The 16578-nt window shown below is 58.0% G+C and carries 20 protein-coding genes; 11 read left to right on the top strand and 9 right to left on the bottom strand.

Annotated elements, in window-relative coordinates:
- Positions 1 to 84: 84 nt before the first annotated feature.
- The 3 genes from ACSZOQ_RS01985 to ACSZOQ_RS01975 form a co-directional block, all read right to left on the bottom strand.
- Positions 85 to 315 (bottom strand): hypothetical protein, encoded by a 231-nt coding sequence (locus ACSZOQ_RS01985; RefSeq protein ID WP_439924431.1) that lies wholly within the window; start codon positions 313 to 315, stop codon positions 85 to 87.
- Between the two features lie 143 nt (positions 316 to 458).
- Complete coding sequence (locus ACSZOQ_RS01980) at positions 459 to 764, bottom strand: GlsB/YeaQ/YmgE family stress response membrane protein (protein ID WP_439924430.1); 306 nt, start codon at positions 762 to 764, stop codon at positions 459 to 461.
- A 338-nt stretch (positions 765 to 1102) separates the two neighbouring features.
- Positions 1103 to 1288, bottom strand: a complete 186-nt coding sequence (locus ACSZOQ_RS01975) for a hypothetical protein (protein ID WP_439925918.1) — start codon at positions 1286 to 1288, stop codon at positions 1103 to 1105.
- 1556 nt (positions 1289 to 2844) lie between these two features.
- Between ACSZOQ_RS01975 and ACSZOQ_RS01970 the strand changes: the two genes are divergently transcribed.
- The 3 genes from ACSZOQ_RS01970 to ACSZOQ_RS01960 all read left to right on the top strand — a co-directional run bounded on the left by ACSZOQ_RS01970 (position 2845) and on the right by ACSZOQ_RS01960 (position 4424).
- Positions 2845 to 3237, top strand: coding sequence for a DUF6894 family protein (locus ACSZOQ_RS01970; protein ID WP_439924429.1), 393 nt, complete (start codon positions 2845 to 2847; stop codon positions 3235 to 3237).
- 42 nt (positions 3238 to 3279) lie between these two features.
- Positions 3280 to 3432, top strand: coding sequence for a hypothetical protein (locus tag ACSZOQ_RS01965; protein WP_439924428.1), 153 nt, complete (start codon positions 3280 to 3282; stop codon positions 3430 to 3432).
- A gap of 137 nt (positions 3433 to 3569) precedes the next feature.
- Entirely contained in the window at positions 3570 to 4424 is an 855-nt protein-coding gene (locus tag ACSZOQ_RS01960; RefSeq protein ID WP_439924427.1) for a sensor histidine kinase, read from the top strand.
- A gap of 446 nt (positions 4425 to 4870) precedes the next feature.
- Here ACSZOQ_RS01960 and ACSZOQ_RS01955 read toward each other — a convergent pair whose 3' ends face one another.
- The 4 genes from ACSZOQ_RS01955 to ACSZOQ_RS01940 all read right to left on the bottom strand — a co-directional run bounded on the left by ACSZOQ_RS01955 (position 4871) and on the right by ACSZOQ_RS01940 (position 7287).
- Complete coding sequence (locus tag ACSZOQ_RS01955) at positions 4871 to 5053, bottom strand: hypothetical protein (protein WP_439925916.1); 183 nt, start codon at positions 5051 to 5053, stop codon at positions 4871 to 4873.
- A 7-nt stretch (positions 5054 to 5060) separates the two neighbouring features.
- Entirely contained in the window at positions 5061 to 5552 is a 492-nt protein-coding gene (locus ACSZOQ_RS01950) for a ferritin-like domain-containing protein (RefSeq protein ID WP_439924426.1), read from the bottom strand.
- A 248-nt stretch (positions 5553 to 5800) separates the two neighbouring features.
- Positions 5801 to 6085 carry an integrase core domain-containing protein gene (locus tag ACSZOQ_RS01945; protein ID WP_439924425.1) on the bottom strand — a complete coding sequence of 95 codons (285 nt, stop codon included), beginning with the start codon at positions 6083 to 6085 and terminating at the stop codon, positions 5801 to 5803.
- 434 nt (positions 6086 to 6519) lie between these two features.
- Positions 6520 to 7287 carry an NYN domain-containing protein gene (locus tag ACSZOQ_RS01940; protein WP_439924424.1) on the bottom strand — a complete coding sequence of 256 codons (768 nt, stop codon included), beginning with the start codon at positions 7285 to 7287 and terminating at the stop codon, positions 6520 to 6522.
- 162 nt (positions 7288 to 7449) lie between these two features.
- Here ACSZOQ_RS01940 and ACSZOQ_RS01935 point away from each other — a divergent pair, with 162 nt between their 5' ends.
- Positions 7450 to 7650 (top strand): hypothetical protein, encoded by a 201-nt coding sequence (locus ACSZOQ_RS01935; RefSeq protein ID WP_439924423.1) that lies wholly within the window; start codon positions 7450 to 7452, stop codon positions 7648 to 7650.
- 466 nt (positions 7651 to 8116) lie between these two features.
- Here the strand turns inward: ACSZOQ_RS01935 and ACSZOQ_RS01930 are convergent, their stop codons facing one another.
- The gene (locus ACSZOQ_RS01930; protein ID WP_439924422.1) at positions 8117 to 9199 is read right to left on the bottom strand and encodes an IS5 family transposase; all 1083 of its coding nucleotides are present in this window, start codon (positions 9197 to 9199) and stop codon (positions 8117 to 8119) included.
- A 640-nt stretch (positions 9200 to 9839) separates the two neighbouring features.
- On the opposite strand from ACSZOQ_RS01930, the gene ACSZOQ_RS01925 reads away from it, so the two are divergent.
- From ACSZOQ_RS01925 to ACSZOQ_RS01915, 3 genes are all read left to right on the top strand, one after another.
- Complete coding sequence (locus ACSZOQ_RS01925; protein WP_439924421.1) at positions 9840 to 10091, top strand: DUF3489 domain-containing protein; 252 nt, start codon at positions 9840 to 9842, stop codon at positions 10089 to 10091.
- Between the two features lie 61 nt (positions 10092 to 10152).
- Positions 10153 to 10608, top strand: a complete 456-nt coding sequence (locus ACSZOQ_RS01920; RefSeq protein WP_439925915.1) for a DUF2924 domain-containing protein — start codon at positions 10153 to 10155, stop codon at positions 10606 to 10608.
- The gene (locus ACSZOQ_RS01915) at positions 10605 to 12263 is read left to right on the top strand and encodes a recombinase family protein (RefSeq protein WP_439924420.1); all 1659 of its coding nucleotides are present in this window, start codon (positions 10605 to 10607) and stop codon (positions 12261 to 12263) included. Before ACSZOQ_RS01920 ends, ACSZOQ_RS01915 begins: the two co-directional genes overlap by 4 nt.
- Before the next feature lie 146 nt (positions 12264 to 12409).
- Here the strand turns inward: ACSZOQ_RS01915 and ACSZOQ_RS01910 are convergent, their stop codons facing one another.
- Entirely contained in the window at positions 12410 to 12559 is a 150-nt protein-coding gene (locus tag ACSZOQ_RS01910; protein ID WP_439924419.1) for a hypothetical protein, read from the bottom strand.
- A 579-nt stretch (positions 12560 to 13138) separates the two neighbouring features.
- On the opposite strand from ACSZOQ_RS01910, the gene ACSZOQ_RS01905 reads away from it, so the two are divergent.
- The 4 genes from ACSZOQ_RS01905 to ACSZOQ_RS01890 all read left to right on the top strand — a co-directional run bounded on the left by ACSZOQ_RS01905 (position 13139) and on the right by ACSZOQ_RS01890 (position 16286).
- Positions 13139 to 13843, top strand: a complete 705-nt coding sequence (locus ACSZOQ_RS01905; RefSeq protein WP_439924418.1) for a DUF5681 domain-containing protein — start codon at positions 13139 to 13141, stop codon at positions 13841 to 13843.
- Positions 13844 to 14363: 520 nt separating this feature from the next.
- Positions 14364 to 15743: a site-specific DNA-methyltransferase gene (locus ACSZOQ_RS01900; RefSeq protein WP_439924417.1), complete on the top strand. Its 1380-nt coding sequence runs from the start codon at positions 14364 to 14366 to the stop codon at positions 15741 to 15743.
- The gene (locus ACSZOQ_RS01895) at positions 15740 to 15967 is read left to right on the top strand and encodes a hypothetical protein (protein ID WP_439924416.1); all 228 of its coding nucleotides are present in this window, start codon (positions 15740 to 15742) and stop codon (positions 15965 to 15967) included. The genes ACSZOQ_RS01900 and ACSZOQ_RS01895 overlap by 4 nt, the downstream gene beginning before the upstream one ends.
- Complete coding sequence (locus tag ACSZOQ_RS01890; RefSeq protein WP_439924415.1) at positions 15951 to 16286, top strand: hypothetical protein; 336 nt, start codon at positions 15951 to 15953, stop codon at positions 16284 to 16286. Before ACSZOQ_RS01895 ends, ACSZOQ_RS01890 begins: the two co-directional genes overlap by 17 nt.
- Positions 16287 to 16578: the final 292 nt, after the last annotated feature.

Raw genomic sequence — 16578 nt, 5'->3', positions numbered from 1 at the left:
TGGCGATGCTCATCTCGCGGATCAGCCGGCGAATTTCCAACGGCACCGTCGGTCGGCCGCAGCGGCGACTCGATTTCCAGCGCCCTACGATCTGAAACCGGAACGATGCCAACGGATCACGGTGTCCGGTCGGACGATCGCCAGTGCATCATACATCTTGGGAAACAGTCGGCAGACTCCTCCCAATATCAATCTGTCAATCGAGATGAAGGGAGGTCTCCTGGGACGGGTTCGCCGCAGCACATTGATTTGTTGCCGCAAGACCAGAATTTCTGCCTCCAGCGCAACTCGCGACCGCAGCAGGTCGATCATCATTCCAAATGATCAGTCTGCACAAATCTAACATCAAGCAGCAGCATCGCCCGATTCTCGATCAACCGCCAGCTGGAGGGGGTTTACGACAGGGACAACGCGCTCCTTACCCTGCGGCAGAATTTTGGCTCGCTCTTCAGGACACGTTACCAGCGCCGACGCCAGCCGCCGCTCCACCTACTTCCCCATCCGCCGCCACCTCGAAAGAGTCGCACGACGAGGAGTAGTAATATCGCCCCGATAGTAGCGTTGACGATTGCACTGATCATTCCCGTACCGAGATGGATGCCTAGCTGAGGCAACAACCAACTTCCGATAAAGGCGCCCAGAATCCCGACAAGGAGGTCACCAACGATCCCAAAACCAGTCCCTCGCACGATTTGACCTGCCAGCCAGCCTGCGACGAGGCCCACAAACAATATGACCAACAGGCTTTCACTTGACATATTCATTGTGTCACCTCGCCATTTTGGTTCAGACGCTATCAGCTGATCTGATGCTGTCTGTACAAATTTGATCAGTTCACTGCGGTTTCGCTTTGGCGCTAAGCCTACCGGAAAAGACCGGCGGGCTTGATCGCCTCGAAAGATCAGACGTCGACTTGCGCCGTCCGCGACCGCCATCGGCGCGCGAAACAGTACCCGACAACTTCGCCGGCGTCGTCGTCCTAAAAAACATGGACGGCGTCTCAATGAAACGGCTCCAGCCCGGGGGCGAGACCGCAAGTCAGCGCTCTTATGACTACCGCTCAGCGCTCCCCGGAAACAGTTGGCACCGGCACCGCGAACAATCATTCCTTAGAGTATTGGAACGCTGGCAGCATCTTAAGCCCGTCCTTTATTCCGCCCGGCAGCACAATCTTGTTGTCGGCGAACTTGAGGTTGTCGTAGCGAATGACCGCCAGGCGGGTGCCCATACCCAGAAAGCCAGCGACAGACAGAACCACGTAAGGCTCCTTGCCGTCGCGTGTCCCCAGCAGGTCGTCAATCTTGCCGATCGTTTCGTTCGCATCGTTGGCGACGCTGCGTATCTTCGGCGGCGTGCCGTAACGCCTCGCCAGTAACAGCTCAATCAGCCCCGTTCAGTACCAGCGTCCACGGCCGTACCAACCGCCACCGCCAAGCAGCACAATGAGAACAACAATGATGAGAAGCGTGGTGATATCCATCTGCGTCTCCCTCCAAATGCTGCATATTGCGCAGCCTGGATTTCCTAGCTTTTTGACAACGTTTAGCCGGTTGTCCGGTTCCAAGAGTCCACGTCGCGAGATGGCGCGGGTCACGACGCTCCCGCTGGGATGCTCAACGGTTAGCCACCAAATGCTTTGACTTGGATCAATGCCGCCAGAAAAAAGATATGCGAGATTTTTATTCGATCTGTCGCAAAAGGGAGAAAGACCAAGATGGTACAAGCACCGAAGCATCCGGCGCAGGAGCATCATCACTTAGCCGCCGCTCACCATCATGCCGCCGCGCATCATCACCATCAAGCTGAGCATCATCACGCTGTTGGCGAGCACGCCGAGGCAAAGCAACCGGAACATTTTAACCGGGCGCTAACCGGCGCATTGCCGCGCCTACCCGGAACCCCGCCCCTCCCCGCGCATTAACCGGCTGGAACGGGATACCCACACCCCCACCGATTCCCGAACCCCGATTAGGCCCGCCCCCCTGCCCACCGCGGGCCTTTTTTGGCGCGCCCGTAATGCAATAGGCATTGATCCGATTCTGCCAGCCCTCCCCAATCGCCCTGTAGGATGACGGCCCCGTCACCGAAGCGGTTCTTGTTTGACGGTAGGAACAAAGCCACTCGACGGGATCCGCCATCGCCCAACAACATCCGACCCAGCTAGCCCAAGGAGTGTACATCGGACCGGGCGGAGTAGATGTTGACGTCGAAGGCCGACGAGACCGTCGTTCCGATGAGGACCGAACCTGTGAAAGACTCCGCCGAGCATGCACGCACAAAGAAGGTCGTGGAGAGGAAGGCATGGGCAACTGTCGCCGTTATCGCCGTATGTGCGAATGACAGCCTAAGCAACCGTTCACAGCCTCATCAAAATCCACAGCGCCGCCTGGCGGAGTATGTTCGCCGGCGGCGCTGGCCTTAATAGCTGGGCCTGAAATTGCCCAACGAACGTTAGCCTCAAATCCGGTCGTCTTGGTTCAACAGATCGAAATCCGGCCGTGCTTGAATTTGGGTATGGGCCAGCTCCTTAAAACCGCTGATTGTCCGACCTGCGGCAGACCGATGGTCATGGCGTTGCCACCCGGCGTGAAAGGCCCGCGAACCCTCCGGTGCGTGGAATGCGACCCTTCGAGCGACGACAAGACAATGGGATGGCTTAGGAGTGGGCTGCAGCCGCCGATGCCGGCGCGCTAATCCGCGCTCCGGAGGCGCTTCATCGTCAACTTGATCTCGCCGCCGGGCAGTTCGCGCCATGTCTCGACCTTCGACATGGACGCAGCGGCCGGCCAGCGATCCAGGAATGCCCTCGTCGTCGTCCACGCCCCGTCCCAGTCGGAACGAAACTTGATCCATCGGATTGATTCTTACGGTGCAGGGTGGTCATCCGAACGCTCCTTTAAGCGCGCGCCTCACGCCATGATGGCGAGGCGCGTGCGCCGCCATGGCCGTTCGCTGAGACGATGCACCGTCATTCAGGCCAAGGCGCTGACAATACTCTGTCTTGAAGCGATTAGAGGTATGGCGATGCAAAAATTCTTTTTCGACATGAAGGATGGCGTCCCGATGAGAGACAAAGTCGGGATCGACTTCAAAGGCAACCCAGAGGCCATCATGCACTGCAAAGAACTCGCTCAGCACTTCCGCGACAACAGCCTACGCGACGATAAAGACCTTGAGATATCTGTAGTCAACGAACTTGGGCGTGAGATTCATCGTGAGTTTGTTCACCGCGACTAAAGCCGCGAAAATTTGCGGACCCCTTCAATTCCAGGAAATACAATGCCCAAGCGAGAAGACGGACAGGTAGTCGAGACCGCGGTCGAAGCCCGGGGCGCGGAGCGTGGACCTACGATGCGCAACGTGTTGACCTGGGGCCTTGGGCTGGTCGTGGCAGCCTTCGCAGTGGTCTATTTCCTGTATTTCAAAACCTGACCAATTTAACGGCATCTTGCTGGTCCGCGGTGGTGTCGAGGCCTCGGCCACCCTCGGGCTGTTTTCGCGCTTAATGCACCCCAAACGCGTGATTGGGGGACGAATCGCGTGTCAAAGGTGTGTGCGGCACCCGACTTATGGTGGTAAAAACAGCGATGTCCGATCGTCAGCGTCATCAGGAACGCCAACCTTCTAACGGCGCGGCACCGCCTCACGACTTTCTGGAGGCAGAGAATGTCAGCCTTCGGTTACTGTTGGCGCAGGCCGAAATCGATGCCCAGGGTTTGCTGGCTCAGGCCGGCATAGACGCCCGTGAGCGTGAGGCATCCGACAAGCTGCAGAAACTGATCTTGGAAGAGCTTCATCATCGCATCAAGAATACGCTCGCGACGGTCAGCGCCATCGCCGCCCAGAGCCTTCGCCACGTGCAGGGCGCCGAACACGCGCAGCGTGCCATCGCGGGCCGGCTGCAGGCGCTTGGGCGAGCTCATGATCTCCTTCTACAGGCTAGATGGAACAGCGCCGACCTCCGCCATATCGTCCGCAGCGCGACCGAGGCTTTTGACAATCCGGACGTTCCGAAATTCTCGATTGCAGGACCGGACATCCAGATGACGTCGGGCGCCGTGATCGCCATCGCCATGACTCTCAACGAGCTCTGCACGAACACCACGAAGTTCGGAGCCCTGTCGGAGCCGACTGGGCGCGTCGACGTCGCTTGGACGCTGGATCCAAAGACGCAGCGCGTGCACCTGACATGGACCGAAATGAACGGTCCAGTAGTTCACGCACCGGAAAACCACAGTTTTGGGACGCGTCTCATCGAGACGCTAGGCAAGCAGCTCAAGGGCGACGTGCAGTTGACGTATCAGCCGGCGGGTTTCGTCTACGCGATCGACGTGCCGTTGGCTTCCCTGACGTCAGCGGGTGGCGGCGGAATAAGCAAACACGAGGCGTTACCCGCGGAATCGATGATGCCGACGGTTCCTTGAGAGACCAGCCAACTTATCTTCCGCCTTGCGAAGGACGTCTCTCTCTTTTCCTGCCGGAAGCTTATCGGCCTTCTCCGTGTCAATGTCCCCAAGGCGGCGGTCTTCGTCCGCGTCGGGTATGGGCTTCTGACACACCTCAGATTTTTCAGACCGGATAATGCCCCTGCGTAGCGTGGGCATCGGCGGCCGGCGTTGAGCTTTTTGGACGTCGGGCGGGGCTGCATGAATGTGTTTCGGCGCGGGGTCTCGACCATGATCGGCAAGGGGGTCCCATCATTCCAACTCAACGAAATCAATGGGCTGAAGGGGTCCCCATGATGCCGATGGGGGTCATTTTTCGATCAGCATTCACAATAGCGCCTCCGGTGTGTCGAATGCGACCCTTCGAGCGACGACAAGACAGTGGGCTGGCTTAGGAGTGGGCTGCAGCCGCCAGCACCCAGACGCTAATCCGCACTCTTGAGCCGTTTCATCGTGAACTCGATCTCGCCGCCGGGCAGCTCCCGCCAAGTTTCAACCTTCGACATGTACGCCGCGGCCGGCCATCGGTCGAGGAACGCCCTCGCCGTCTGGCGGGTTTCGTCCCGAGGCTGCCTGAAGGTCTCACGCGCGAACGGGCCGGTGACGATGGAGACCTCATTTGACCCGGGAACGGCTCAGATATTTGCGCGTCAAGATCGACAACTGGCGCTCCAGATCAGACGCCATGGAAAGCTCTTCCTGCAAGATGCGTTCGCAAACCGTTTGTGTTTGCGTGTCGCCGACCGCTTCGGCCGCAGCGATCAATACTCGGTACGCCGCCGCCTCCATGTGCTCGAACGTGTAGCTCGCCATCGCCCCTTTGACGATTTCGTCCTCGACAAACATGCCGCTCACGCCTTGGCCGAAAGCGACCGTCTTCGCGGCCAGATCTTTCAAGATTGAAGTATCGCCGCCGCGGCGCTTGATACATTCCTCCAGCGCTTCAGCCTGCCTCTTCGTCTCGGCCAGATGGCTTTCGATCCGCGCCTTGACATCCGGGTAGTCGCCGGTCCGGCTTGCCAAGCTCGTTAGCATGGTCACAGCTTGTTCCTCCATTGCGTGGGTGTTGCGAAGCCACGCCATGAGGTTTGCTTCGACCTTATTCATATTCAATACCTCGCTTGACTGCTCAACAGAATGGCCCGACCGGGTCTCGACGGGCCGTAGGGACGACAAGGCCGCGCGTCCTGAGCACTTCAATACCGGGTGGCGCCGTAACGTTCCTTTTGAGCCTCCATAAAGCGGGACGTTTAAAGCACTCAGGGTAGGCGTTCGGACGCTGACGTCGGGCGGGCTTGCATGAAAGCAGACCCGTGATGCGGAGCGGTGAGACGCTCCGTTGTGCCTGTCGCAAATCAAATCCGAAGATATAGGTGATGCAGCCCGCCCAGGACCGGACAGCAAAGAATGTGTCCGGCCCGCTCAACGTTGCGCGAGACCGGTGAATCCTTCTCCAAGGATAGATGCGTGCGAGCCTCGTTGTAATAATTCATATACGACAGCTGGACGTGACGGAGATGCCGCTCGCCGAACACAACAACGTGGTCAAGGCACTCCCGTCGGATCGAACCGATCAGTCGTTCAGCATATCCGTTTTGCCATGGGGAACGTGGCGACGTCGGTCGATCGCGAATGCCCATCGATCGAAGTCTTCGGAAGAAAACCTCGCCATAGGCTCCATCGCGATCGCAGATCAGATAGCAGGGAGTCTGGTCCCAGCCACACGCTTGCGTGACCTGATTTGCGATCCATTCGGCGGTCGGATGCGCTGTAACGCCAAACCATAAAATCTGTCGTCGACCATGCCCGATTGTTAATCGGCGCCGAACTTGGCCCCGTGAACTATCGGCCACAATTCCTTGTCGCAGTTGACATAATCCGCGCCGGGGTGGGTCAACACCGGCGCCTATCGTGACCCCACTCCGACGAAGCTTTCTCAATTTTCTTCAGGACGTTATTGCCCATCCTTCCAGCGACGTGACCCCGGCGCCGATTCACACTCTGACGCCAGTCGATATCGAGAAGCAGGTCACTGTGGCCTTCAGAACCTTCATCTCCGCTTGCTCGCTTCTTCTCACGATGGAGTTTTCCTGGGAGTCTTCGATTTCGGACGTAATCTGGAAGCGGACTTTAGACGAATGCGCATGGAGCCGCCTTTGGGATGCTCGATTTCGAAATAATTTGTCCTTCGCACAAGGTCGCTCAGCTTGCGAAAGCCGAAGGTTCTAGGATCGAAATCGGAAGCCAAGTTGGCAAGCTGTCTTCCAACTTCTCCTAGAGGTACCCACCCGTCTTCGCTTTCCATCTGTGTAATGACTTTCTCAATGATGGGAGTAGCCGCGCTGGGGAGCTGAAGAGATTTCAAAGTTGAGGCGGCATCCTGATTGTTCGCTGCGCCGGTAAGCAGGTTCTCAGTGTATACAAACCTCCGACAGGCCTGCCGGAAGCTCTCCGGGGTCTTTTGCTCACCAAATCCAAAAACATCGACGCCTTGCTCGCGGATGCGGGCGGCCAGGCGGGTAAAATCACTGTCCGAGGAAACCAGACAAAATCCGTCGAACCGACCGCTATGAAGCAGGTCCATTGCATCGATGACCAGAGTTATGTCGGATGCATTCTTGCCGCTGGTGTAGGCAAACTGCTGTTGAGGTATGATAGCATGCTTCGATAACGTATCAGACCAGCCTTTAGAGCGAGGATTGGAGAAATCGCCGTAGATGCGGCGAACGCTTGCCTCGCCTATCTTCGCAATCTCCTCAAACAGTCCATCTGCGATTTTTGCGGAAGCATTGTCCGCATCAATCAGAACAGCGAGACGAGGCGAGCGGGCTTCCGAAGGCATGACGTATCTCCCAAATAGGCGGCGACGTAAGCAACAATTGCGGCCTTTGGTCGCCTTCCGATAACAGTTCACAAACCATTCGCTCTGGCTGTCAAATCCGCTAACGATTTCGAAAATCGCTCGTTGCATAGTCTCCGGGTCAACAGGAAACGGGGTTGTTGTATGAGTGGGAACGCTGTCCTTGAAAACGTGCGTCGATATCGCACCATCGCTTCGCTCTATCGTCAGACTGCGGCGTTCCGTCCTGCGCAAAGATCGACGCTCCTGGCGCAAGCCTATGAATATGAGCGTCTCGCGATGACGGAGCTCGAAGCCCACTTCACGGTTCATAACACATCGTGGAACATGGCTACCGCTGCGTGAGCGCTGTCGAAGGTACTCAGGAAAACGTTATAAACGTTTGCGGCATCGGCAATTTCTCAGCGAACCGGATAGATGAGTCAAGGCGCGGGCCGCGGCGTTAGCTGCGCAGCCCCGGCGCTTCCTGGCCGGTGCGTGCGACGTATTCGGTGTAGCCGCCGCCATACTGTTGGATGCCCTCGGGCGTCAGCTCCAGCACGCGATTGGAGAGGACGCTGAGGAAATGTCGGTCGTGTCCTTATCCGCAAATCAAATCCGGGTATATTGATGGCCGTCAGGCAGATAATCAGTCCCGAGCCGTGAACGGCGCAAGCTTAAACATTCTAAAAGGGAGACGCTCCCTTGGGAGGCTCTAACAGTTTGCTGAAAAAGCCAAAATTGACCGCTTCGATGATCCTCGGAACGCCTCATCGCGATGATGTGTATTCGGCGGCGCGTTGCAGTCGTTGTCGTCCTGGCGACGACGCGGTTATGCCGTGACCAGTTTGGGAACGCGGATCAGGTTATAGGCGATCAAGTTGAGCATGAAGTCGGCGGCAACGCGGCAAATGCCACGATGTTTGGTCCTGCGCATCGTGCCGTGCTGCTTGCCCCAGCCGAAGATGCATTCGATCATCGCCCGGCGCGTCTGCGACATGCCATAGCCCTGATGGCGCGTGGTCCGTGCGTCGATAGCGCTCCGGCGGCGCCTGCCGGTCTTGCCCATGCCATTGTTCTGCGTCACATGCGGTGTGACGTCGATGGCGCGAAGATTGGCCACATGATCGGCCGTGTCATAAGCCTTGTCCGCACCGGCGGTAATGCGGCGACCCGCTTTCCTGCCTTCGGCCTCGAGCATTATCTCCGCGGCGCGGCGCTCGGCGGTGCCGCTCGCGTGCGTGACGATGCCGGCCACGGCCAGCCCATGCCGGTTCTCCATGGTGACGTGGCCCATGTAGCAGAGCCTGGCCTCGCGTCCGGCCGCCTTGCGGTAGAGCCGGCTGTCGGGATCGCTCGTGCTGACATGGGTGTCGTTCTTGCGCGTCTGACCGTGGAAGTTCGTGCCGTCGTCGCCATCGCTGCCATCCTTGGGACGAAAGCTCTTCTGTGACGCCCAGGCCTCGATCAACGTGCCGTCCACCGAGAAGTGCTCGTCCGAGAGCAGCGGCTCGACCTGAGGGTGTTTCAAAAGCCTGGTCATGAACTTCGTGAACACATCGCCGTTCTGCAGCCGCTCGCGGTTCTTCGTGAAGCTGGTCGGGTTCCAGACCGGATGGTCCGGCGACAGCCCCACGAACCAGCGATACAATAGATTGTAGTCCAACTGCTCCATCAATTGGCGCTCCGAGCGAATGCCGTAGAGCACCTGCAGAAGTAGCGCGCTGAGCAATTGCTCCGGCGCGATCGAGGGGCGCCCTTCACTTGAATAGAGCCTGGCAAAGCTACGGTTCAACTCGCCCAGCACATCACGGACCAGCGCCCGGATCTTCCTCAGCGGATGGTTCGGCGGCACCCGCGCCTCCGGCGAGATGTACGAAAACAACCCGCCCTGATCCACAAAGGCTCCGCGCATCCCAACCTCCACCGATTCACGATGAAAATCGAATCAGCAAATTCTCGCACGCGCGAGCGGTTTTTCAGCAGACTGCTAAATCATGTGGCTTAATTGGTTTCTCGTTGTTGGAGGCCTAGTCGCGGTCTTTCTGATTTTCACCTTAAGTATGGCTTGGCGATAAGAAGCCTCGCGGCTATGAGCCGATTTAGAGTTCCTTGTTATCGTCCTGCGCTCTTCCTCGACGTGGATCTACCTACGCGGCAGGCACGGTGGTGATGCGGGTAGCCAAATTTCTTGACATCATAGTGGTGCAAACCGCGCTCGGGCTCGCACTCTGTTGAGCAACAAGATTGCTCAGAAACCACTGGCATTGCTGGGCGATTGGAGCGTTACTGTCGGCGCGTTGAGTGCCTCCTTCGGCCACTGAACAGCCTGCCCCGCCGGTGTATTTGCCGTGACGGGGCTTCGGTGGTGGCAGCGATGATGCTGCAGCAGCCGGAGACGTTACATGGCCAAAACACAATCCCGCAAAACTCCATCTCGATCAGTGATAACACCTAGGCGCGCAAGACCCGCGCGCCGTGCGTCAACCAAGACCGCCAAGGTTGCACCCATCAAGAGGAGCAGTTCAGCACCAGCCCGATCGTTGGATCAGCCGGTGAAGCACCGCGCCGGCAGCAAGCAAGCCCGGGTCATCGAGATGCTGATGAAGCCTGAGGGCGCAACGATTGGCGACATCATGAAGGCCACGGATTGGCAGCAGCATTCGGTGCGCGGCTTCTTCGCTGGTATCATACGGAAGAAGCTCAAACTGACGCTGACATCGGAAGCTACTGAAGCCGGTCGGATCTACAAAGTAACTGGAAACGCCGCGTCGACCGGTTCGAAGCCTGACAAGGCTGCGGCCTGATGCCATGGCGCGAAGTCCAGGATCACGAAAGCCTATCGGTCGAAGGCTGATGAGCTTGTCGATGGAAGACGAGATTGCGCATCTGCGCAGTCTCGATCTGATTGGCCTACAGTCCCGCTGGCAGAGTGTTGTGGGGCGCCCAGCCCCAGAGCACCTGCCCAAGCATTTGCTATTCGGCATTCTCGCCTATCGCATCCAAGCAGATGCGCTTGGGGATCTCGATGCTGCGACGGTTCAACTTCTGAAGCGTGCGGCTACCGTACAATCTTTGGACGAAATCTTGCCGCTCGTAGCGGCCCAGGATCAGCGCAAGCAAGCTATGTTTCCCGGCACTGTGCTAACGCGAGAATGGAACGGCCAACTTCATCGGGTGATGGTCGTCGAAGCCGGCTTCGCTTTCGAGGGGAAGATCTTCGACAGCCTGTCCAAGATTGCATTCGCCATCACCGGCACGAATTGGAACGGACCGCGCTTCTTCGGCCTCCGTGCCAGCACCGGCAAGGTGTCTCCACCATGAAGCCAGCGGACAATCGGGTCGTCCGGTGCGCGATCTATACGCGAGTGTCCACCGACTCTGGCCTTGATCAGGAGTTCAACTCGCTGGATGCCCAGTATGACGCATCCCAAGCCTATATCCGAAGTCAGACGCATGCCGGCTGGACGCTGGTCAAGGCGCGATACGATGACGGCGGTTTCTCTGGCGGATCGACTGATCGCCCTGCCCTACAGCAGTTGCTTGCAGATGTCGTGGCACACCGGATCCACATCATCGTCGTCTATAAGGTGGACAGGCTCACCCGCTCTCTGGCTGACTTCGCCAAGCTGGTCGAACTGTTTGATGCCCATGGTACCTCTTTTGTTTCTGTCACGCAGCAATTCAACACCACCACATCAATGGGGCGATTGACGCTGAACGTCCTTCTTTCCTTTGCGCAGTTCGAACGTGAGGTCACCTCCGAGCGCATCCGCGACAAAATTGCTGCCTCTAAACGCAAAGGGCTGTGGGTCGGCGGCATGGTTCCACTAGGCTACATCCTCAAGGATGGACAACTTCACATCAACGAGGAAGAGGCCAATATCGTTCGGCTGATTTTTCAGCGCTATCTGGAAATCGGCAGCGTCAACCGCCTCGTTAAGGACCTCAAGGAGCGAGGCTTTCGGTCCAAGGTCCGGCAGCTGGCGTCAGGCGGAACGCGAGGGGGCGTTCCGTTCAGGCAGGGCCCGTTGTTTTACATGCTGCGGAACCGTTTCTATCTCGGCGAAGTCAAGTTCAAGGGCGAGATCCTCCCAGGGTCGCAGCCTGCCCTGCTCGACCGCGCACTGTTTGATGCTGTTCAGCAAAGGCTGACCGAACAGTGGTCACATCGCACCACGACACGTATCCGAACCCGTGCCCTCCTTGCCGGGCTGCTGTTTGATGACGCGGGCCATCGGATGATCTTGACCTATGCCAGTCGAGACCGCGTTCGACATCGCTATTACGTCTCTGCGCCCTGTATCCGGGGTCAGACGGATAAGCCTGTTGGCTCTGTTAATCGTGTGCCTGCGTCAGAGATCGAAGCCACGATCTCCAAGGCGGTCATCGCCAACACGGACATAGATGATCCGCTTTCGAACGATACGTTGTCTCGAGAAACGATTGAGCGGTTCGTCACCCGAATTGAGGTTCGCAAGAACCAGTTGGCGTTTCATCTGAGGTTTGGTGAAAATGATATCCAGCAGATCCAGAGCCACCACGATCCGGATCCGGCTGAACATCACGCTGTCACCTCGCGCATCGTTGTCATGCCCTGGAAGAAGCCATCAAGGCCCACCCGGGAGATATTGCTGCCGGCGAATACGCCTGAGCATCGCGCTCGGCCCATGAAGGCCGAACGCCGGTCGGCTCTCATCCGATCAATCGGCCGCGGCCGGCTTTGGCTTCAGGAGATCGTCGACGGTCGCGAGACAATCGAAAGCCTTGCCGCCCGCCAACATTGCAGCACGCGACATATCAATATGACGATCTCGCTTGCCTTCCTTTCACCGGTCCTTGTGACAGCAGCCGTTGAAGGACGATTCCCGCGCGGGATCGGTGTCGCTGCCCTCCGGGATGCGCCGGCTGAATGGCCTCAGGAGATGAGTCGCCTCGGCCTGGCACCGACAGACGCTGCCGATTCTGCCAACCGGTGACCGTGCCTTATTTCATCGGCCTGATTCCCAGGAACGGGAAATTGCGCGGCAGAGACAGAGCCCCAAAACCAGCCCAGACGGGTCACGGAGACCGCGCCTCCGCAGATCAAAATGCGGAAAAGCCCGCCAATAGCGGGCCTTTTTCGTCAGTCTCCGGAAATGTGAAAAATAACAGACTGGGTGGTGGCGGAGGCAGTCAGATGCGAACCGGTCTCGCCGGTTTGGTTTTCCAAATTGCCGACAAATTCGCTGCTAATCTGCTTTTTGCGCCATTTTCCAGCAAAAACAAGCGACATTCCCCGAGAAAGGATAACGAATGCCAGGTCTTAGACGCAAATTCCCTGCTCGCAATTAGCAGGGAATTTTGGGCGTGAAGCAGGGAATTGATAACCTGGCAGCAAGAAGAATGAAGGCGCGTCTTGAGATCTCATCAACCAGAAATCGTCCCTGATTGAATTAACAAAAGCTTGACCGGGGTACGTTGCACACTATATTGCCGCCTTGTCGCCGCGCCCCGGTATTTGAAGGGCCGCTCTTGCCGTTCTTGTGTATTCGCAAGCAACCGCATTAGGCAGGACGTTGTACAGCCGTCCCGCGACGTGAAGTCAGAAAAGGAGAATCCGATGCAGCGCGTTCAACCGCGCTCGGAGTTCGCCTTTTCGGTCTTCGAAAAGGCTACTCCGAGCCAGACCAGGAGTAGCAAGTGTCTAAGACTAAGACGTTCAAGCCTCATCCGCGCAACGCGGTAACGCATTCACAGAAACAGATGCCTCCCCTCGCGGCCGGTGTTGCCGTGTTCGGCTCGCCCTTGATGCGACCCGAATCTTGTCCTCCCTTTGCGGAAGTCGCAAGCTCCCAGAGCGCGAGGTGACGGCATGACCGACGACGACCAAGTCGGTTATCGCCGACCGCCGAAAGCCTTTCAGTTCAAGAAAGGGCAGAGTGGCAACCCGCTGGGTTCATCGCGCAAAGTCCGAAAGCGAAAGCGCCGTCAAAATCTCTCGTTAGGCGATCTCGTTTTAGAAAACTCGGAAAACTTGCTTCGGGTCCGCGAGGGCAACCGCACATCTAGCATCAGCACTAAAGAAGCGCTGCTGAAAAAGCAGACTGCGATGGGCCTCAACGGCAATCGTTTAGCGTTAAAGGCTTCTCTCGACAGGATCGATAAAGCCGAACAAGCCAAGCGCGCGGAGGTGCTTGATCTATATAAGGAGGCCCTTGACTATAAGGATAATTATCCGGCGCTAGCAGAGTCTCATCGTAATCGCGGTCTGCCACCTCCTTTGCCGCATCCCGATGACGTGCACCTCAACCGTTCCACTGGCGAGGTCATAATCACCGGCCCCCGAGGTCCCGAGCAGCTCGCTACACTGAAGAAAATTCTTGAAGCCATGAAGATTTTTACGACGATGCTGGATGAGCATCGTTTAGATGCGGAAGAGTCCGCTCGCCAAGGCTGTCCTTATTCTCCCGGCGATTTTAAGATTATATCTCTCATTGAGAGCCATCTCGCTAGCTTCGAAAGTGAACTCGACAAACGAGGCTGGTTGCCGCGGGTCGCAGGCGAGAAGGAGACATAGGCGAATAGAAGCAACGACCTTCGCTCCCCGGTTGATCTCGCGGCCTTGGTGCGCGTTGCCTACGCTTTCGGCTTTCGCCGGAGGCTCGTTATGGCGGGACAGTAGCCGCGGACGCTTGATGGCGCGGCAAAAGCGGAGTCAGCAACTGCGGTCTTCGGCAGCAGCGCTGTGACAGACGAAAATGAAATCGAAGCTCATCAGCGACGGTTTGAACTTTTGCTGGCCCTCCCTCTCCGTATTAACGACAATTTTTAACCGAAGCCCGCGCCACAACGGGCGCAGTTTGCAGCATCACCAAAACCTGTTGACGCCGAGGTCAATCGGCGTATAGGCAATCTTACTTCGCTTCCTTGCAGACCTGCTCTGCATTGTCGCTGATCGATTTACAGCGACAACCGGCATCGAGCCGGACGCGAGGTTCAGAAAAGGAAACATTTTAAGCGCGTGCATCTGCATGCGTTGTGCGCCTTTTCGGGACCTTGCGACCGGTTTTAACGAAGCCGAACTGGAGGAGTGAAGTATGGACGTGAAGCAAGTACCCTGGTCGGGCAAAAACGCCATCGTGCGTCTGCCGTCCGAGCAGATCGAATATGTGCCGGCATCGGCATTGAAGCCGAACCCGCGCAATCCAAGGACGCATAGTGAGAAGCAGATCGACCAGCTCGTGCGCAGCGTACTCGAATTCGGGCTGACGCTGCCGCTATTGGTCGATGGCGACAATACCATTGTGAAGGGCAACGCGGTCTTTGCCGCGCTGAAGCAGCTCGGCGTCGATTCCATTCCGGTGCTGCGCGTCGATCATTTGAGCCCGACGCAGCTGCGCGCCTATGTGATCGCGGATAATCGAACCGCCTTGAATGCCGGCTGGGACGTCGAGATTCTCAAAGAGGATTTTGAGGCGATCTTGGACTGCGACCTCGACGTAACCATCACCGGTTTTGACTTCGCCGAGATCGATCTGATCGTCAATTCCGACAGCGAGGCGGCACCAGACCCCGCCGATGAGCTGCCGGCGCTGCCCGCAACGGCAGTCACGCAACTTGGCGACATCTGGACCGTGGGGCCACACCGGTTGATCTGTGGCGACGCGACCAAGCCCGAGACCTTCGCGGCGCTGATGGGCAATGCTCGCGCGCAAATGGTCTTTGCCGACCCGCCCTATAACGTCGCGATCGACGGACATGTCTCCGGGCTTGGCAAGAACCAGCACCGCGAATTCGTGCAAGCCTCGGGCGAGATGACCCGGCGTGAGTTTGTCGCATTCCTGACTGGCGCTCTCCGGAACCTGGCCGATTATTCCTTGAACGGGGCCCTGCACTATTTGTGCATGGATTGGCGACATGCCCTCGAGATCCAGGAGGCTGGCGAAGCCGTCTATTCCGAGCTGAAGAACATCTGCGTCTGGGCCAAGACAAACGCCGGGATGGGATCGCTTTACCGGTCGCAGCATGAATTCGTCTATGTCTTCAAAGTCGGCAAATCCGCCCATATCAACAACATTCAACTGGGCCGCTATGGGCGAGCCCGCTCAAACGTCTGGACCTATGCCGGCGCGACCTCGTTCGGGGTGACCCGCGATGCCGATCTTGCCATGCATCCCACCGTGAAGCCGGTCGCGATGATTGCGGACGCGATTTTGGACGCCTCACAGCCAAAGGGCGCCGTACTCGATTGTTTTGCCGGCTCGGGGTCGACCCTGGTCGCGGCCGCGAAAGCCCGTCGGATCGGCTACGGGGTCGAGCTCGATCCAATCTATTGCGATGTGATCCTGACCCGCCTGGCTCGAGTTTTGAAGGCCGATCCAGTCCTTCAGCAGACGGGTAAGACGTTTACGCAGATGGCTGCAGAACGCAGTGATGCGACCGCTGAGCGGCCGGAAGCCGCGGGAGGCGCCCAATGAACAGCGTGATGACGCCTCATTCGGCGGGGCGCGAGGAACTGGCGTGCGGATTCGAACATGCCCTCACGTTCACGGGGGCGGGCATGAGCAAATTCGCGGCCGACATGCCAGACGGACAGACCGTGGCATCCCATATCAAGCCGAGCATCGCAGCCGCTTATGAAAGCGGGACGATGACGCCGCTCTCCCGCCACCAGGGAGGCTATCATGAGCGAGCAGCTTGACGCGCTACCGTTGACGCATGTCGATAAGCATCGCGTCTTTGTCCATGCCGGCGTTGATCCGACGCGCCCATTGGATGACCAGAAAGAGCAGGTGCTGCTCTGGTGGCTATACCCGGATGGCGCCGATATTGGACATGGTGATCGGCACGTCGTGCATGGACATGACCAATTCGCGCACGGCCCATTGAAATTCGAACATCGCACCGATCTTGACACCTTCGCCTGGTACACAGGCCGCCTTGTCATCGGCGTGTTCGACGACGCGAAGGCTGGTGGCCCTATCGACTTCATCGAGATCAAACGGAACCCGGCCCCATGACCGACTGGCAGGATATCGCGGCGGCGCCAAGGAACGCGCTCAAGGCTTGCAGCGAAACGCTTTTGCTCGCGTGAGAAGTTCGGCGTCGGCCTGCTTTGGTCTCGGCCGTGCCGTCATCGTATCGTGCGACGCAAGGCGCGGCGGTCTCGTTTTGAGTGCCATCAGGCACAATCGTCCAGGCACAATCGTCCGTCTGCCCGCACAGCTCGCACGGGGCGGTGTCGGTTACGTCGGCATGGTCCATGCGCAGATCGTCGGCAGTAAATGGCTCGGCAAGGTTGCATGCTGCGCG

The organism is Nitrobacter sp. JJSN, from assembly GCF_051912485.1.
Taxonomy (GTDB): domain Bacteria; phylum Pseudomonadota; class Alphaproteobacteria; order Rhizobiales; family Xanthobacteraceae; genus Nitrobacter.
Note: the sequence above shows the minus strand (reverse complement) of the source record. Positions and strands in the feature narration are given on the sequence as shown.

What these genes read in the sequence shown, in the direction of transcription:
- ACSZOQ_RS01900 (WP_439924417.1), top strand. Translation starts at nt 14,364, where the DNA reads ATGGACGTGAAGCAAGTACCCTGGTCGGGCAAAAACGCCATCGTGCGT.
- ACSZOQ_RS01910 (WP_439924419.1), bottom strand. Translation starts at nt 12,559, where the DNA reads ATGTCGCTTGTTTTTGCTGGAAAATGGCGCAAAAAGCAGATTAGCAGC.
- ACSZOQ_RS01950 (WP_439924426.1), bottom strand. Translation starts at nt 5,552, where the DNA reads ATGAATAAGGTCGAAGCAAACCTCATGGCGTGGCTTCGCAACACCCAC.
- ACSZOQ_RS01905 (WP_439924418.1), top strand. Translation starts at nt 13,139, where the DNA reads ATGACCGACGACGACCAAGTCGGTTATCGCCGACCGCCGAAAGCCTTT.
- ACSZOQ_RS01935 (WP_439924423.1), top strand. Translation starts at nt 7,450, where the DNA reads ATGAGTGGGAACGCTGTCCTTGAAAACGTGCGTCGATATCGCACCATC.
- ACSZOQ_RS01915 (WP_439924420.1), top strand. Translation starts at nt 10,605, where the DNA reads ATGAAGCCAGCGGACAATCGGGTCGTCCGGTGCGCGATCTATACGCGA.
- ACSZOQ_RS01965 (WP_439924428.1), top strand. Translation starts at nt 3,280, where the DNA reads ATGCCCAAGCGAGAAGACGGACAGGTAGTCGAGACCGCGGTCGAAGCC.
- ACSZOQ_RS01945 (WP_439924425.1), bottom strand. Translation starts at nt 6,085, where the DNA reads ATGGGCATTCGCGATCGACCGACGTCGCCACGTTCCCCATGGCAAAAC.
- ACSZOQ_RS01895 (WP_439924416.1), top strand. Translation starts at nt 15,740, where the DNA reads ATGAACAGCGTGATGACGCCTCATTCGGCGGGGCGCGAGGAACTGGCG.
- ACSZOQ_RS01960 (WP_439924427.1), top strand. Translation starts at nt 3,570, where the DNA reads ATGGTGGTAAAAACAGCGATGTCCGATCGTCAGCGTCATCAGGAACGC.
- ACSZOQ_RS01930 (WP_439924422.1), bottom strand. Translation starts at nt 9,199, where the DNA reads ATGCGCGGAGCCTTTGTGGATCAGGGCGGGTTGTTTTCGTACATCTCG.
- ACSZOQ_RS01920 (WP_439925915.1), top strand. Translation starts at nt 10,153, where the DNA reads ATGGAAGACGAGATTGCGCATCTGCGCAGTCTCGATCTGATTGGCCTA.
- ACSZOQ_RS01985 (WP_439924431.1), bottom strand. Translation starts at nt 315, where the DNA reads ATGATGATCGACCTGCTGCGGTCGCGAGTTGCGCTGGAGGCAGAAATT.
- ACSZOQ_RS01980 (WP_439924430.1), bottom strand. Translation starts at nt 764, where the DNA reads ATGAATATGTCAAGTGAAAGCCTGTTGGTCATATTGTTTGTGGGCCTC.
- ACSZOQ_RS01940 (WP_439924424.1), bottom strand. Translation starts at nt 7,287, where the DNA reads ATGCCTTCGGAAGCCCGCTCGCCTCGTCTCGCTGTTCTGATTGATGCG.
- ACSZOQ_RS01890 (WP_439924415.1), top strand. Translation starts at nt 15,951, where the DNA reads ATGAGCGAGCAGCTTGACGCGCTACCGTTGACGCATGTCGATAAGCAT.